The following is a 14,671-nucleotide window of genomic DNA, read 5'->3' on the forward strand; positions in this document are numbered from 1 at the left end:
CTGGCAAGATCATTCAGTGAACGGCAGGGCTACGGTCGCCACCTGGCGCTGGGACAGCCGCTGCTCGAATTCGGCCGGGTCGTGAATGAGAACATCCCGCCCCGCGAAGGACTGCGCTGCGATCAGTCGCGACAGCCAGAAGCGGACGCAGGCGATGCGCAATAGCACCGGCCACAGTTCGGCTTCGGCGCGGGTAAAGGGTCGCAACCTCGCATATCCGCTGAGCAAGGCCATGGCCAGTTCCGGCTGCAGGGTGCCGTCAGGTGCTGAACACCAGTCGTTCAGGCTGATGGCCACGTCGTACAGCATGGGCCCCGCGCTGGCGTTGTAGAAGTCGATGACGCCAGTCAGCCGGGTGCCTTCGAACATGGCGTTGTCGCGGAAAAGATCCCCGTGCACGTTGGCCATGGGTAATGCCAGGATGGCTTCACGCTGCTCGCGAATTTCCTGTAACGCCGCGTTGAGCAAGGCTGCGGCCGAGGTTTCCATGCCATGGACCAGGCGTTCTCCCTCGCGCAGCATCCAGGTCATGCCGCGATCGGTGCGTCTATGCAGGATGCGATCGCGCGTGGCCAGATGCAGCCGTGCCAGGAGCGCTCCCAGCTCGCTGCAGTGCTCGGCGCTGGGCGCGCTGATGTGCTTGCCGGCCAGCCGAGGCTGGAGCAAGGCGGGTTTACCGGCGAGTTCGCGCAGTGCCACGCCATCGGTACCCGGGATGGCGAAGGGTACCGGTAGCTGCGCCTGATGGAGTACCTCCAGCAGCTCGACGAAAAACGGCAAGTCCTGGGCTGGCCCCCGCTCCACCAGGGTCAGCACATATTCACCCTTCTCCAGGCTGACGAAGAAATTGCTGTTTTCGGTACCCGCAGCTATGCCTTGGAAGTCACGCAGCCGGCCCAGATCGTAGGCTTGCAGGAAGGTTTCCAGTTGTGGGCGCGACAGCGGGGTAAAGACGGACATGGTCGTTCAGGGCCTGAAGCGGCGCCAGCTAGCCAGCGCCTGGTTGAAATTAGCCGCGCGAGTCTACCACTTGAAGATTTCCCATTGGGGAATGAGCATGTCGGGCTGATCCGAACGGATGAAGTTCGGGCTGGTACCGTCGGCGCGCACCAGGAAGTAAGGCTTGCCGTGCTTGGGGGTGACTTTCACGGCGTAGAGGAATCCGTTTTGGCGATATTCCTGAATCATCTTGTCGCCTTCCTGGCGGATGGTCACGTCCGGGTCCGCGGAGGGGGCATCGTCCGCCGCGATTGCCGCCAGCGGAGCGGCGAGCAGGATCGAAGCGAGCATCAGGCGTTTGAGCGAGTGCATGGTAACCTTGTCCCTTTGTGGTCGGCTGAGCCGCCATAGTAACGCCGGCCTCGCACCACTTGAAATGTATCTGCGCATCAGAGACCGCGTTGAACACCGGCACGAATTGCCTATCTACAAGCGGTAGGCCAAGGCGGGCCCGTGCGCGGCCCTACGCTACCGCGCGCCTCGGCTCCGCGCAGACCCTACGTCCAAAAGGTTGATCCTGCTTATGACCCAAGCGCCCCTCGTTCTGGTAGACGGTTCTTCCTACCTGTACCGCGCCTTCCATGCCCTGCCCCCGCTGACTACGTCCAAGGGGCTGCCCACCGGAGCGGTGAAAGGGGTGCTCAACATGCTGCGCAGCCTGCGACGGCAATACCCGGACAGCCCCTTCGCCGTGGTCTTCGATGCTAAGGGCGGCACGTTCCGCGATGAGCTGTTCGCCGAGTACAAGGCCAACCGCCCCAAGATGCCCGATGACCTGCGGGTGCAAGTGGAGCCACTGCACGCCTCGGTACGCGCCAGCGGCTATCCGCTGCTCTGTGTCGACGGGGTAGAGGCGGACGACGTGATCGGCACCCTTGCGCGTATCAGCGCCGCTCAAGGCCGGGATGTCGTCATCTCCACCGGTGACAAGGACATGGCCCAGCTGGTGAACGAGCACATCACCCTCGTCAACACCATGACCGGCACTGTGTTGGACATCCCCGGCGTACGTGAAAAATTTGGCGTAGGGCCTGAGCACATCATCGACTACCTGGCCCTGATGGGTGACAAGGTGGACAACATCCCCGGCGTGCCCGGCGTAGGTGAAAAAACGGCCCAAGGCCTGCTGCTGGGTATCGGCGGCGGCCTGGCCGAGCTGTACGAGAACCTGGGCAAGGTCCCGACGTTGCCCATCCGAGGCGCCAAGTCGTTGCCGGCCAAGCTCGAAGAGCATCGCCAGATGGCGTTTCTTTCGTACGAGCTGGCGACCATCAAGACCGACGTGGTGCTGGATGTTGCCATTGAAGACCTCATGTGCGGCGAGCCGGATCGGGAAATGCTCGCGGCGCTGTACTCCGAACTGGAGTTCAAGGGCTGGCTCGAAGAGCTCAAGCGCGAGGCCCCGGCTGTGGAGGGCGTGCCGCTGGAAGCTCCGCCAGCGTCCGCCGCCGAAGTGAAATACGAAACCATCCTTGAACAGGCCGACTTCGAACGCTGGCTGGAGAAGCTGGCAAAGGCGCCGTTGTTCTCGTTCGACACCGAAACCACAGGGCTGGATGCGCAGATTGCGGAACTCGTGGGGCTGTCGTTCGCCGTGGAGCCTCATGAGGCTGCTTATATCCCCCTCACTCATTCGTACATGGGCGTGCCTCGCCAGCTCGACAGGGATCAGGTATTACGTGCGCTCAAGCCCTTGCTGGAAGACCCTGCCAAGGCCAAGGTGGCCCAGCATGGCAAGTACGACATCAACATACTGGCTAACTGTGCCATCGGCGGTGACCTGGACGAAGGCATTCAAGTCCGCGGGCTGGCCTATGACACGATGCTGGAGTCCTATGTGCTGGATTCCACTGCCACACGTCATGATATGGACAGCCTGGCGGCCAAATATTTGGGGCACCAGACGATCCTGTTCACTGACGTGGCCGGGAAGGGGGCCAAGCAGCTGACCTTCGATCAGGTGCCGCTGGAGCTGGCCGGCCCCTATGCGGCCGAGGATGCCGATGTCACCTTGCGCCTGCACCAGACCCTGGCGCCCCGCCTGGCAGCCATACCAAGCGTCGAGCGTGTGCTGGGGGAAATCGAGATGCCGCTGGTGCCCGTACTCGCCCGGATGGAGCGAAACGGCGCCCTGGTAGATGCGGCGCTCCTTGCGGTGCAGAGCGCGGAATTGGGCGAGAAGCTGATGGCCCTTGAACAAGAGGCCTATGCCATTGCCGGGGAAACCTTCAACCTGGGCTCGCCCAAGCAATTGGGTGTGATCCTGTACGAAAAGCTAGGCATGCCGGTGATCAGCAAGACTGCCAAAGGCCAGGCCTCTACGGCCGAGGCCGTATTGGCGGAACTGGCCGAGCAGGACTATCCCTTGCCCAAGGTTCTGATGCAGTACCGGACCCTCAGCAAGCTCAAGAGCACCTATACCGATAAGCTGCCGGAGCAGATCAATCTTCGCACCGGGCGTATTCATACCTCGTACCAGCAGGCCGTAGCAGCTACCGGCCGCTTATCCTCCAGCGACCCGAACCTGCAGAACATTCCGATCCGTACCGCGGAGGGTCGGCGCATTCGCCAGGCATTCATCCCCGCGCCTGGCTACAAGCTGCTGGCGGCGGACTACTCGCAGATCGAGCTGCGCATCATGGCGCACCTGGCACAGGATGCCGGCCTGCTGCATGCCTTCCAGAATGACCTGGACGTGCACCGGGCAACGGCAGCCGAAGTGTTCGGCGTGGCGTTGGAAGCCGTGACCCATGATCAGCGGCGCAGCGCCAAGGCGATCAACTTCGGATTGATCTACGGGATGAGCGCGTTCGGCCTGGCCAAGCAGATCGGGGTAGATCGCAAGCAGGCCCAGGATTACATCGACCGCTACTTCACTCGCTACCCAGGTGTCTTGGGCTACATGGAGCGCACACGCGCCCAGGCGGCGGAAAAGGGCTATGTAGAGACGCTTTTCGGCCGCCGGCTGCATGTGCCTGACATCAACGCGAAGAACCCTGCCCTGCGTCGTGGCGCCGAGCGGGCCGCTATCAACGCCCCGATGCAAGGGACGGCCGCGGATATTGTCAAGCTTGCCATGATCGCGGTGCATGAATGGCTTGAAAGCAGCGGCCTGGATGCGCGGATGATCCTCCAGGTTCACGACGAACTGGTGCTGGAAGTGCGTGAGGATCTGGTCGAGCAGGTACGTGAGCAAATCCAGCCACACATGGCCGGAGCTGCCAGCCTGGCAGTGCCGCTGCTGGTGGAAGTCGGTATAGGCAACAACTGGGACGAGGCGCACTGACCCGCGCCATTCAGTTTATGAAACCTCATCGTTATTGCGATTAATTTGCAACGGTGAGGAACTAAACCTGTGAATCGGGGCTCAGAGCACCTGAACGGCTGCGAAGCCCTTCGATGCTCCTATGTTGTGTTAAGTGTTGGCAGATATCCGGCCCGCCAAAAGCGGCACCGGTACTTGAACCCCGAACTTCGCCCTCCCCATATGAAGTTTGGGGTTTTTTTTGCCTGCACCTTTCGCGGGCGGCCTGCCGCTCAGACCGCTTGGGCCTGTTCTGGCTCGGGCATCAGCCCCAACCAGGTGGCAAGTACTTCATAGGCTTCGTCCAGGCCGCTGCGCTTGGGCGCGGAGAACAACTGGATGCTTACCGAGGGGCCCCAGCCCTTGCGGATCTCGGACTGCACCTTGAACAGGGTGTTCTTCGCGGCGCCATAGGTCAGTTTGTCGGCCTTGGTCAGCAGGATATGCATGGGCATGCCGCTGGCCACCGACCAGTCCAGCATCATGTTGTCGAAGTCGGTCATCGGGTGGCGAACGTCCATGAGCAGAATGATGCCCTTGAGGCTTTCGCGGCTGCCCAGATAGGCCTCCAGATGCTTTTGCCAATGCTGCTTGAGCGGGATAGGTACCTTCGCATACCCGTAGCCGGGCAGGTCGACCAGGCGGCGACTGTCATCCAGGCGGAAGAAATTGAGCAGTTGGGTACGCCCGGGGGTTTTGGAGGTACGGGCCAGGCTGGCGTGGGTCAGGGTATTGAGCGCGCTGGATTTACCGGCATTGGAGCGGCCGGCGAAGGCGATTTCATAACCAGCGTCGGGCGGACACTGGTCCACTTTCGCGGCACTGAGCATGAAGGAAGCTTGCTGGCAAAGGCCAAGCACGGGGTTCTTGAACGACATGAGAATCCTGGACAATCGAGACGCCTTTGGCGTAATGGCCCGCAGTATATCCCTTGGGTAATGGACTGTCGTTGCCACGCGGCAGCCCTCCGGTTACAACCTTCAACGCTTTGTTACTTGCCATGACCGCTTGAGCCATGTATTCAAGGCCATCCTTTCATGCCCAGGAGTTAAGCATGCGTAATCTGTTCATCGGCGCGGTATTGGCGCTGGCCAGCCTGTTCGGCGTTGCCGCCCATGCGGATGACACCCAGGGCGGCAAGCCTTACACCGTCCTGGAAAGCCCCGTGCCTGTGGCCCAGCCCGGCAAGATCGAAGTGGTGGAGCTGTTCTGGTATGGCTGCCCGCACTGCTATGCCTTCGAGCCAACCATCAACCCGTGGGTCGAAAAGCTTCCCGCCGATGTCCATTTTGTCCGCATTCCGGCCATGTTCGGCGGCATCTGGGACGTACACGGCCAGATGTTCGTGACCCTGGAGGCCATGGGCGTGGAACACAAGGTCCATACCGCCGTGTTCGATGCCATCCACAAGCAACACAAGATGTTCAAGACGCCCGAGGAAATGGCGGACTTCGTCGCCAACCTCGGCGTGGACAAGACCAAGTTCCTGGAAACCTACAATTCCTTCGCGGTGAAGGGCCAGGTCGCCAAGTACAAGAAGCTTGCGGCGGACTACGGTGCCACGGGCGTGCCGACCATGATCGTGAACGGCAAGTATCGCTTCGATCTCGGTTCGTCGGGCGGCCCTGAAGAAACCCTCAAAGTGGCCGATACACTGATCGAGAAAGAGCGAGCGGCCAAGGGCGCCGGCCAATAAATCCCACCGTTCGACTTTCCACGTACCCTTGGCCCCGAGGGTACGCCTGATCTGATCCTGACCTTGCGCGCCGGCCTCGTTTGCCCATGACCGATGAAGCTCAGCGCTGGAAAGAAAAATACCTCAAGAGCATCGAGGACCAGGAAAAGCTGGAGCGCCGCTGGAACGCTCGGCTCGACCTGCTCCGTCTCGGCCTGGTGCGTAGCACCCTTGCCGCCGAGGGCTCGGACAAGGCGGTAGACCAGTGCATGAAGGAAATGCGCGAGGTAGTGCGCAGCGACAATATGGACGCTGCCCTGGCTCAGCTGATTCCTCGCCTGGAGCGTACCGTGCTCGATTCCGAGCAGCGCCGTGAAGCCCGGATGGCACAGATCGCTACCGCCCTCAATGCCCTCGTGGACCAATTGCAGACCTTGCCGCTGCCACGGGAAACCGCTAAGCCCCTGAAAAAATTCGCCCATGGTCTGGAAAAGCGCATAGGGCAATCGCGCGAGCTTCCCCTGTTGCTGAGCGAACTGAGCGCGTTACAAGGCGCCGCGTTGACTTCCCTGGACCCGGTGGCCAATCCTGCCAGGCCTGGCCTGCTGGAGCGCTTGTTCGGGCACCGGGACGAGCCGAGCATCGAACCTGAGGCGTTTCCGACCGTCGCGCCCGTGGCAAGAGCTGAAGCCGAAACCGAGTCGGCAATGGTATCTGCCGACTCGCCCACGATAGCCGACGCGCCTGCCGCGAACTCAACGGAACCGGCGGCGCGAGTTGAGGTGCCGTTGCATCCTCAGCCCGACTCGCTCGCCGCGCAAGCGTCCCCGGAGATCGAGCTCGCGCCTGTCACCGCCGCGCGGGATACCATCGTGGTTGAGCCCTTGATGGCGTCCTCCACGGCTGACTCGGCCGCCGAAGAGGATCCGGAACCTGAACCGTCGGAAGTCGACGCGGCCAGCCTGACGGTGGAAACCGAACCAGCTGTCACCCCGCATGTGCTTGTCGAGGTTGCACCCCAATCCTGCCCCAAGGTTGCGCTGACCCCCGCCGCGCTGGATATCCTGCCGTTGCCGCTGAGCCTGGCCGAAGCGCTGAGCACGGACCCCGAGGCGCAGACCGAAGGCTATAGCCTGGCGGCGCATGCCGAGCCTACCTACAGCTCGGTGGCCACCCATATTGAAAGCACCTTGCTGAAAATGCTGGATGACCTGGTGCTTCCGCAGAAGCTGTTGGAGAAAGCGGATTCCATGCGAGAGCGGCTCGACCATGGCTTGAATTGGTACGAGTTGCTACCTCTTCTGGACGACCTGGCGGCCATGGTGTTGGCTATCAGTGACAATGGGCAACAGGAGCTACAGCGCTACCTTGAGCAGATCAATGAGCGACTGGCATGGTTCCATGGCCAGCTCCAGGTAGCCAGCCTGGACCATGCTGAAAGCCAGGACCAGGCGCGCCAGCTCGACACGGAACTGCGCGAGCAGGTAGGTGGGTTGCATGAGAGTGTGGCTGCCACTGCTGATGCCGATGGCCTCAAACGCTTGCTGGAGTCGCGCCTCGATGGCTTGCTGGGCTCGGTGGATGAGCATCGGCGCAGGCGTGAAGCCCGTGAGCAGGAAGTTGCCGAGCGTATGCGTGGGCTGTCCGAGCGTGTGGCGAACATGGAACGGGAGGCCGAAGCCTATCGCAACGTGTTGGAGGAGCAACGACAGAAGGCGCTGTTGGACCCTCTCACCGGCCTGTCCAACCGCGCCGGCTTGAGCGAGCGCCTCGAGGCGCTTGCTGGTAGGCTTCCGGAGGACGATACGCCAATCCAGCTGGCGATCATGGACCTGGATCATTTCAAGTCGATCAATGACGGCTATGGCCACCTGGCGGGCGACCGTGTGCTGAAGATCGTGGCCGATCAGTTGCGCCGACAACTGCGTGAGGGTGATTTCCTGGCCCGCTTCGGCGGTGAAGAGTTCGTGGCGCTGTTTCCTGGCGCCACCCCGGAAGTCGCCGGCGAAGTGCTGGAAAAGATGCGCCAGGTCATCGAGGCCTGTCCTTTCCACTTCAAGGGCATGCGGATCGTGGTCACGGTGTCGGTGGGCACTACGGCCGTCAAGCCGCGGGAGTCCACTGAAACAGCCCTCAAACGCGCGGACCAGGCCCTGTATCGGGCCAAGGACGGCGGCCGAAACCGTATCGAGCGAGCCTGAGCCGCCACCGTGGCGGAGTTATGTAAACTGACACCCTGTTTTCTGCCTTGCGATGATCATGAAACTGCGAAACCTCGCCGGACTGGCCATAGCGTTGTGGTTGAGCGGCTGCGCCAGTGGGCTGCGCCTGGATACCAGCCACCCTTCAGCCAACTATGACAGCCGTGTGCAGTTCGTAGTCCTGCACTACACGGCTGCCCCTCTGGACCGCTCTCTTGCCTTGCTTACCCATGGGCAAGTCAGTGCTCATTACCTGATAGGAGATGGGCCGGCCACCATTTACCGGCTGGCCGATGAGCGATACCGCACCTGGCATGCCGGTGAAAGCGAATGGGATGGCCGCACCTGGCTGAACTCATCGTCCATTGGGATTGAAGTCGTCAACCCCGGCTACACAGACACCCCCACTGGCCGCGTGTGGTACCCCTACAGCGAAGCCCAGGTCCAGGCAGTGCTGGCACTGCTACGCGACATCCGTACCCGCTATCGCCTGGAGCCGCGCTACATCGTCGGTCATAGCGATATCGCCCCCTTGCGCAAGCTGGACCCCGGCCCGCTTTTTCCTTGGCAGCGATTGGCCAAGGAAGGCTTCGGCCTCTGGCCGGACGCAAGGGCTGTCAGCCGTGCCAAGGTCCATTTCGAGATGAGCCCGCCCACCATGGCCTGGTATCAGGAGCAGTTGGCGAAAATAGGCTATGGAGTAAGCCGTAGCGGGGTTTTGGACGTGGCTACCCGCCATGTGCTGGCCGCGTTCCAGATGCATTACCGGCCGAGTCGCTTCGATGGCGCGCCGGATGCCGAGACCGCCGCGATTCTGCAAGTACTGGCCGGCATGATCTGACGGCCACAGGCGTCGCCTAGACCGGCAGCGCCATATAGAACTGCGTGCCTTGCCCCGGACGGGAATACACGCCCATGCGCCCGCCGTGGAGTTGCACGATCTCCTTGCACAAGGCCAGGCCCAGGCCGGCACCGCCCTTCTTGCGACCTACCTGCACGAAGGGTTCGAAGATGCGGCCTTGCTGGCCGTAGGGGATGCCTTCGCCGCTGTCCTCGACGCTGATGATCACCCTTTCGGCGTGGCGCCGGGCCTGCAGTCGGATATGACCATTGCTGGGGGTGTGCCGCAGAGCGTTGTCGATCAGATTGTCGAGTACCCGGTCCAGCTGAGCTTCATCGGCATGCAGCCGAGGCAGGTTCTGCGCGTGCTCAAGGGCCAATGCTATGCCCTGGGCAGCCGCGGCATCGCTGAAGCGATCCTTGGCGCGGCTGAGCAAGTCATCGACCACGCAAGGCCCCAAAGTCAGCTTCTGCAGTCCGCTCTGGTAGCGGGAAAAGTTGAGCAGGTCGTTGATCAGCTGCATCAATCGCTGCATTTCTTCATTGACGGTTTTCAGCAAGTCGGCTTCGCGTGAGTTGGCTTCGAACCGTACCCGTTCCTGGAGCAAGCCAAAGGCCATGTGCATGCCGGTGACCGGGGTGCGCAGTTCATGGGAAGCCCGCAGTACGAACTCGCTGCGTACACGTTCGAACGCGCGTTGCTCGGTGACGTCATGCAACACCATGACCGCGCCCAGAATATCGCCCTGAACGTGGCTGACCGGGGTCAGACTGTAGGACAGCAAACGGGTTTCCCCGTCCACTTCGAACTCCAGGTCATCCGGCGCCCGCTCAAGAGAGCCGCCGCGCAGCACGGTCTGTAGCTGAACATCCAGATCAGGCTGGTCCAGGGCGGTTCCCAGGCTCAGTCCCTTGCGATCACTGTCCCATCCCAGCTGTCGTTGCGCCACTGGGTTGAGGTGCTCCAGCAAACCCTGACGGTCGATCATCAGCAGGCCATCATCGATGCTGTCCAGCACTGCCTGCATCCGTTGCTGGCCGGCGATCAATTCGTTGACGTTGGTCGCCTGATGGTTACGCAACGCATCGGCCATGGTTGCGAAGCGCTGGCTCAAGCGGTTCATTTCGGGGCTGGCCGAAATCGGTAGCGTCACGTCATAGCGGCCATGGCTGATGTCATCCGCGGCCAGCGCCAACGCCTCGATGGGCTCGCCGAAGCGACGCGCGATCCGGTGCGCCGTGATGAAGCCGACGCACAGGATGGCGATACCCACCAGGCCCATCAATGCTGAGATCCACACGGCATGATCGTGGGCGACCTGCTGATTGGCGCTGATGGCAATCAAGGACTGCTTGTGGCCCGCGATCAGGTCGTTGCGCACCTTGTTGAAGGCTTCGCTCAATCGGTTATCGGCGCGTGGATCCGCCCCGGTTAGGACTATGTCGCGAAAACGTTCGGCGAACCCTTGGTAGTCCTGCGCGATGCGTTCGAACTGCTCGGCTTGTTGTGGGGGAGCTTTCGCCTGGGCCTGGGTCAGCGCGGCCTCGAATTGCACCCGCGATGCTTCGAAGCGCTCGAGGGCAGGCTTTTCCGCCCACGCCATCGCCAGCTGATCGCCGAGCAGCTGACGCAGGTGCAGACCGCTTTCCAATACATGAAAACTTCCCTGGAGCAGTCCCTGCTGGCTGGCCGCCATCTGCGTAACACTGACCAGTCCCAGCACCAACCCCAGCAAGGCGACCGTCATCAACGCCGAGATGCTGAGAAAGAGTCGAGTGCGCAACTTCATCCAGGGCATCACAGGTTGTATTGCTTGCGTTTACGGTAAAGCGTGGACGCGTCTATGCCTAGCGTCCTGGCGGCCTGGTCGAGGGTATCGCTGTTGGCAAGCACGGCTCCGATATGTGCCTTTTCCAGTTCATCGAGACTCAGGGCCGCTCCAACGCGGGGAGCGTTATTGACCGGCTGCTCTGCCATTCCCAGGTGACTGACTTCCACGCGTTCCTGCGGACAGATGATGCTGGCTCGCTCAATCACGTTGCGCAGCTCACGAATGTTGCCAGGCCAGCGATAGTTGAGCAGCGCTGAACGCGCCTCCTCGCTGAACGTGCGCGCCGGGCGTGCGTACTCCTTGACAAAGCGGGCCAGGAAACGGTCGGCCAGGGTGAGGATGTCCTCGCTGCGCTCGCGCAAAGGCGGCAGGTGCAGGGTAATGACGTTAAGGCGGTAAAGCAGGTCTTCACGGAAGCGCCCTTCCTTGACCATGTCTTCAAGGTTCAGGTTGGTCGCCGCCAGGATGCGCACATCGGCACGGCGGGTGACCGGATCGCCCACGCGTTCATATTCCTTGTCCTGAATGAAGCGCAATAGCTTGGGCTGCAACGCCAGCGGAAAGTCGCCTATCTCGTCCAGGAACAGCGTACCGCCGTCAGCCTGATTGACCCGCCCCAGGGTGCTCTCGCTGGCGCCAGTGAAAGCGCCACGGCTGTGGCCGAACAGCTCGCTCTCCATCAGGTCGGCGGACAGTGACGGGCAGTTGATGGTGACACAGGCCTTCTTGGCGCGCTTGCTCCAACCATGGATAGCCCGTGCCAGCTCCCCCTTGCCGGTACCGGATTCACCCAGGATGAGGATGTTGGCGTCCGTATTGGCAACCTGACGTGCCGTTTCCAGCACAACCATCATGGCCGGGCTGTGGGAATCAAGCCCGTCCTTGGGCTTGCGGATCTGGCCTTCCAGCGCTTCGAGCCGCTGGGACAATTGGCGCACTTCCAGCTGCTTGGCCGTGGCCAGGCGAAGCTGATCCGGGCTGCAAGGCTTGACCAGATAATCGGCCGCGCCCGCCTGGATGGCATCCACAGCCGTATCCACGGCCGAGTGGGCAGTAACGATCACTACGCGCATCCAGGGGGCCTGCGTGCGCATCTGGGCAAGCACGTCCAGGCCGTTGTCCTCCCCCAGGCGCAAGTCCAGGAAGCAGAGGTCGAATACCTGGCGCTGCAGCAAGGTTTCAGCCTGGGCCGCGCTGCTGGCGGTGGCGACACTGTAGCCTTCGTCTTCGAGGCAATAGCGGAAGGTGCGAAGAATGGCCGCTTCATCATCAACCAGAAGGATACGGCCTTGATGATCCGCACCAGATTCCATGTTCCTACGCTCCTAAATTAAAGATCTTCTCTTAGTCCGAGAATTATCGGTCAAGTTGCAAGGTCAATTCTGAACGATTTCACCCTTTGCCGGGTAGCGCTGGCTGCGTTGCCCTTCGGTTCGATCCGCCTGGAAGACCTCATGACGCAAAACCGCTTAGCTGCCAGGACACCGTTAGTCAGCGCCCTGGCCAGCCTGCTCATGCTATGTAGTGCTACGTCGGCCTGGGCCGACACCCGCCAGGATGCCTGGAACGAGGGCGCGGCCAGCACGGCCCTCAGCCTGAACAGTCGCCTGGCCAACGACAAGATACAGGTCAGGGTCATTGATGGACGCCTCAGCCTGACCGGGGAGGTAGAGGGTGAAGAGGACAAAGCCCTGGCCGAGCGCCTGGCCCAGGCCGTTGCCAGGGGGACCTCCGTAGATAATCAGCTGGTGGTCAGCCCGGCTCTTGGAGAGCGGCCACCAGTCAAATCGCCTCGGCTGATTGAGCTCGATGACCTGACACTGGCGACTACGCTTGAAGCGCGTTTGCGCTGGAGCGTGGATACCGCCTCCTCCGCCATTCAGGTAAAAGTCGAGGGTAGCGTGGTCACCCTTACGGGTCAGGCAGCGACCGCCGAAGCTAAAACTTGGGCCGGGAGCCTGGCGGAACATACTTCCGGAGTGATTGTGGTGAATAACCTGGTCAGCCTGCGAGCGGCGGATACGAGCACGACCATGGCCGAGAAACAGGCCGCGGTTACTGAGGCCGGGATAAGCGATGCCTGGATCGGAAGTAAGCTAGCCAGCAGCTATCAGTACGAGCGGGGCCTGGATGCATTGCGGATCGAGATCAAGGTAAGCGAAGGAATCGTCCGCCTGAGTGGTGAAGTCGACAGCCAGGCCGAGAAGGACCGGGCAGCGGACCTTGCCCGACATCTACGGGGCGTCAGGGGTGTGGATACCGACCTTTTGAAGGTTGCCATGGCCACGTCACGGTAGCATCTATTTGCCATCATGCAATTCGCCCGAGACGAAGCGGGACATCGTGCAGCTTGCGCATGTCCCCTTTGTCATTTTGATCTGCAAACCCCTGTAATTTAAGGCTTTTCCTTCGTAAGCGAAGCTGGCACGACCTCTGCAATATCCCCTAACAAACGCATCCCAGTGTGATGCCGATCGAATTTGGAGGGGGTCATCATGAAACAGTCAGGTCAACGCTCTGCTTCGGTCTCGCCTACTTCCGGCCATACCCTTCGCCAGACCTTGTTCGCTTCCCTGGCCCTGATGCTCACCCTGCTAGGCGCCCAGCAATATCATTATTGGAACCAGCCGGCCGAGCCGTTGATCCATACCTTGCACTCGATGCAAGCACCTGCCCTCAGTGCGGTGAGCGCATCCGGCAACCAGGCCGTTGGCCTGCAGCCAGTGGAGCAAAGCGACCAGTATCAGCGCCCCGCCGAATCACATTGGGTGTTTTGACGCGGCGCCACGGATTACAACCTAGAGGAGATTCACCATGCTGAGTTGGGCTATCACGTTCCTGATCATCGCTATCATCGCCGCTGTACTGGGCTTCGGTGGCATCGCCGGCACCGCCGCAGGTATCGCCAAGATACTGTTCGTTATTTTCCTGGTGCTGTTCGTGGTGTCCTTCTTCTTCGGCCGCCGTGGGCGCCCGTGACATGAAGGGCTGGTTGCGTGGTATAGCTCTGGTTGCCACAGTCGCCGCTACCAACGCTTGGGCGGATAACGATGGCCAGGAGCGAGCCAGTAACCTCATTGCAACAGATACGCAGTACCGTCATGCCTGGCAAGAAGCCGTGCGGAAAGAAGAACGCCTTCCCGACTGGGTCTTGAACTTGTCCGGAGCTTCTTCGCCGATGACCGCCGTCACGGAAGACGGCGAAAAGTATTTGGTTGGGCCAGTATGCGAGCGCGCTGACGACTGCCTGCACAACCGCGTACTGGTTGCGTTCAGCTGGAACAAGGCCAAGGCCTACGCGCTATGGGTGAAGGTCCCCACGGCACTGCCCGAGGACAAGACGCCATCCAGGCACGCTGATTATCGCTGGCTGGGCAGCCCCGACGAGGGTATCCAGGCCATGCTGACCGAGCAGCTCAAGAGCGAACCTGGCTGGTATTAAGGTTCCTCGACGATCACTGCAGTACCTGTACAGCCTGAAGAGGGCTGCTACATGACCAAGGGGCCGGGATGCTCTGGTGGTAGTTTCGCCGGAGTGACCTAGGAGTACAGGGAGTGCTTCCATCGGGGCCGGGTCAGGCAAATAAGCCTCATTGCACGCTGGGCGAGCACGCCCCGCGCGCAATGAGGCTTTTTCATGCCCATTTGTCACCGCCTGTCTTTTCTGAGGAACGCCCAGGGCCGTTCGGAAAGCCGAACGGTAGGGCCGACGCGTTCGAATTAGCTGATAGCCGACCCCTTAAGAGCCGAGTCGATATTGCTGAATTCTTGTTCGGTATTCCGAATCTGGTAAGAAAAGGCTCTTTTCGCCTAAAATATG

At 61.3% G+C, this 14,671-nt stretch carries 13 protein-coding genes; 8 read left to right on the forward strand and 5 right to left on the reverse strand.

Features of this window, described 5'->3' with window-relative positions; all coding sequences use genetic code 11:
- Window positions 1–9 precede the first annotated feature (9 nt).
- The gene (locus tag BN1188_RS06025; RefSeq protein ID WP_040260480.1) at window positions 10–960 is read right to left on the reverse strand and encodes a homoserine kinase; all 951 of its coding nucleotides are present in this window, start codon (window positions 958–960) and stop codon (window positions 10–12) included.
- A gap of 63 nt (window positions 961–1,023) precedes the next feature.
- Complete coding sequence (locus tag BN1188_RS06030; RefSeq protein WP_040260481.1) at window positions 1,024–1,311, reverse strand: DUF2782 domain-containing protein; 288 nt, start codon at window positions 1,309–1,311, stop codon at window positions 1,024–1,026.
- A gap of 211 nt (window positions 1,312–1,522) precedes the next feature.
- Here BN1188_RS06030 and polA point away from each other — a divergent pair, with 211 nt between their 5' ends.
- Window positions 1,523–4,285: a DNA polymerase I gene (gene polA, locus BN1188_RS06035; protein ID WP_040260482.1), complete on the forward strand. Its 2,763-nt coding sequence runs from the start codon at window positions 1,523–1,525 to the stop codon at window positions 4,283–4,285.
- Window positions 4,286–4,536: 251 nt separating this feature from the next.
- On the opposite strand, the gene yihA is transcribed toward polA, so the two are convergent.
- Window positions 4,537–5,181, reverse strand: a complete 645-nt coding sequence (gene yihA, locus BN1188_RS06040) for a ribosome biogenesis GTP-binding protein YihA/YsxC (RefSeq protein WP_040260483.1) — start codon at window positions 5,179–5,181, stop codon at window positions 4,537–4,539.
- A gap of 176 nt (window positions 5,182–5,357) precedes the next feature.
- Between yihA and BN1188_RS06045 the strand changes: the two genes are divergently transcribed.
- The 3 genes from BN1188_RS06045 to BN1188_RS06055 all read left to right on the forward strand — a co-directional run bounded on the left by BN1188_RS06045 (window position 5,358) and on the right by BN1188_RS06055 (window position 9,020).
- Window positions 5,358–5,999 carry a thiol:disulfide interchange protein DsbA/DsbL gene (locus BN1188_RS06045; protein WP_040260484.1) on the forward strand — a complete coding sequence of 214 codons (642 nt, stop codon included), beginning with the start codon at window positions 5,358–5,360 and terminating at the stop codon, window positions 5,997–5,999.
- 86 nt (window positions 6,000–6,085) lie between these two features.
- On the forward strand, window positions 6,086–8,179 hold the full coding sequence (locus BN1188_RS06050) for a GGDEF domain-containing protein (protein ID WP_040260485.1): 2,094 nt from the start codon (window positions 6,086–6,088) through the stop codon (window positions 8,177–8,179).
- A gap of 52 nt (window positions 8,180–8,231) precedes the next feature.
- Window positions 8,232–9,020, forward strand: coding sequence for an N-acetylmuramoyl-L-alanine amidase (locus BN1188_RS06055; protein ID WP_040260487.1), 789 nt, complete (start codon window positions 8,232–8,234; stop codon window positions 9,018–9,020).
- A gap of 16 nt (window positions 9,021–9,036) precedes the next feature.
- Here BN1188_RS06055 and BN1188_RS06060 read toward each other — a convergent pair whose 3' ends face one another.
- Together BN1188_RS06060 and algB are read right to left on the reverse strand one after the other, a co-directional pair.
- Entirely contained in the window at window positions 9,037–10,809 is a 1,773-nt protein-coding gene (locus tag BN1188_RS06060; protein ID WP_040260579.1) for an ATP-binding protein, read from the reverse strand.
- An 8-nt stretch (window positions 10,810–10,817) separates the two neighbouring features.
- A complete protein-coding gene (gene algB / locus BN1188_RS06065; RefSeq protein ID WP_040260488.1) occupies window positions 10,818–12,164 on the reverse strand; it encodes a sigma-54-dependent response regulator transcription factor AlgB in 1,347 nt (448 codons plus the stop codon).
- A 141-nt stretch (window positions 12,165–12,305) separates the two neighbouring features.
- Between algB and BN1188_RS06070 the strand changes: the two genes are divergently transcribed.
- The 4 genes from BN1188_RS06070 (at window position 12,306) to BN1188_RS06085 (ending at window position 14,293) form a co-directional block, all read left to right on the forward strand.
- Entirely contained in the window at window positions 12,306–13,148 is an 843-nt protein-coding gene (locus tag BN1188_RS06070) for a BON domain-containing protein (RefSeq protein ID WP_040260489.1), read from the forward strand.
- Between the two features lie 198 nt (window positions 13,149–13,346).
- Window positions 13,347–13,628, forward strand: coding sequence for a hypothetical protein (locus BN1188_RS06075; RefSeq protein WP_040260490.1), 282 nt, complete (start codon window positions 13,347–13,349; stop codon window positions 13,626–13,628).
- 37 nt (window positions 13,629–13,665) lie between these two features.
- On the forward strand, window positions 13,666–13,830 hold the full coding sequence (locus BN1188_RS06080; RefSeq protein ID WP_040260491.1) for a DUF1328 domain-containing protein: 165 nt from the start codon (window positions 13,666–13,668) through the stop codon (window positions 13,828–13,830).
- 1 nt (window position 13,831) lies between these two features.
- Window positions 13,832–14,293, forward strand: a complete 462-nt coding sequence (locus BN1188_RS06085; RefSeq protein ID WP_052469176.1) for an inhibitor of vertebrate lysozyme family protein — start codon at window positions 13,832–13,834, stop codon at window positions 14,291–14,293.
- Window positions 14,294–14,671 lie beyond the last annotated feature (378 nt).

The organism is Pseudomonas massiliensis (assembly GCF_000826105.1).
Lineage (GTDB): Bacteria > Pseudomonadota > Gammaproteobacteria > Pseudomonadales > Pseudomonadaceae > Aquipseudomonas > Aquipseudomonas massiliensis.

Coding starts and splice junctions, on each gene's coding strand:
- BN1188_RS06025 (WP_040260480.1), bottom strand. CDS start 960: ATGTCCGTCTTTACCCCGCTGTCGCGCCCACAACTGGAAACCTTCCTG.
- BN1188_RS06030 (WP_040260481.1), bottom strand. CDS start 1,311: ATGCACTCGCTCAAACGCCTGATGCTCGCTTCGATCCTGCTCGCCGCT.
- polA (WP_040260482.1), top strand. CDS start 1,523: ATGACCCAAGCGCCCCTCGTTCTGGTAGACGGTTCTTCCTACCTGTAC.
- yihA (WP_040260483.1), bottom strand. CDS start 5,181: ATGTCGTTCAAGAACCCCGTGCTTGGCCTTTGCCAGCAAGCTTCCTTC.
- BN1188_RS06045 (WP_040260484.1), top strand. CDS start 5,358: ATGCGTAATCTGTTCATCGGCGCGGTATTGGCGCTGGCCAGCCTGTTC.
- BN1188_RS06050 (WP_040260485.1), top strand. CDS start 6,086: ATGACCGATGAAGCTCAGCGCTGGAAAGAAAAATACCTCAAGAGCATC.
- BN1188_RS06055 (WP_040260487.1), top strand. CDS start 8,232: ATGATCATGAAACTGCGAAACCTCGCCGGACTGGCCATAGCGTTGTGG.
- BN1188_RS06060 (WP_040260579.1), bottom strand. CDS start 10,809: ATGAAGTTGCGCACTCGACTCTTTCTCAGCATCTCGGCGTTGATGACG.
- algB (WP_040260488.1), bottom strand. CDS start 12,164: ATGGAATCTGGTGCGGATCATCAAGGCCGTATCCTTCTGGTTGATGAT.
- BN1188_RS06070 (WP_040260489.1), top strand. CDS start 12,306: ATGACGCAAAACCGCTTAGCTGCCAGGACACCGTTAGTCAGCGCCCTG.
- BN1188_RS06075 (WP_040260490.1), top strand. CDS start 13,347: ATGAAACAGTCAGGTCAACGCTCTGCTTCGGTCTCGCCTACTTCCGGC.
- BN1188_RS06080 (WP_040260491.1), top strand. CDS start 13,666: ATGCTGAGTTGGGCTATCACGTTCCTGATCATCGCTATCATCGCCGCT.
- BN1188_RS06085 (WP_052469176.1), top strand. CDS start 13,832: ATGAAGGGCTGGTTGCGTGGTATAGCTCTGGTTGCCACAGTCGCCGCT.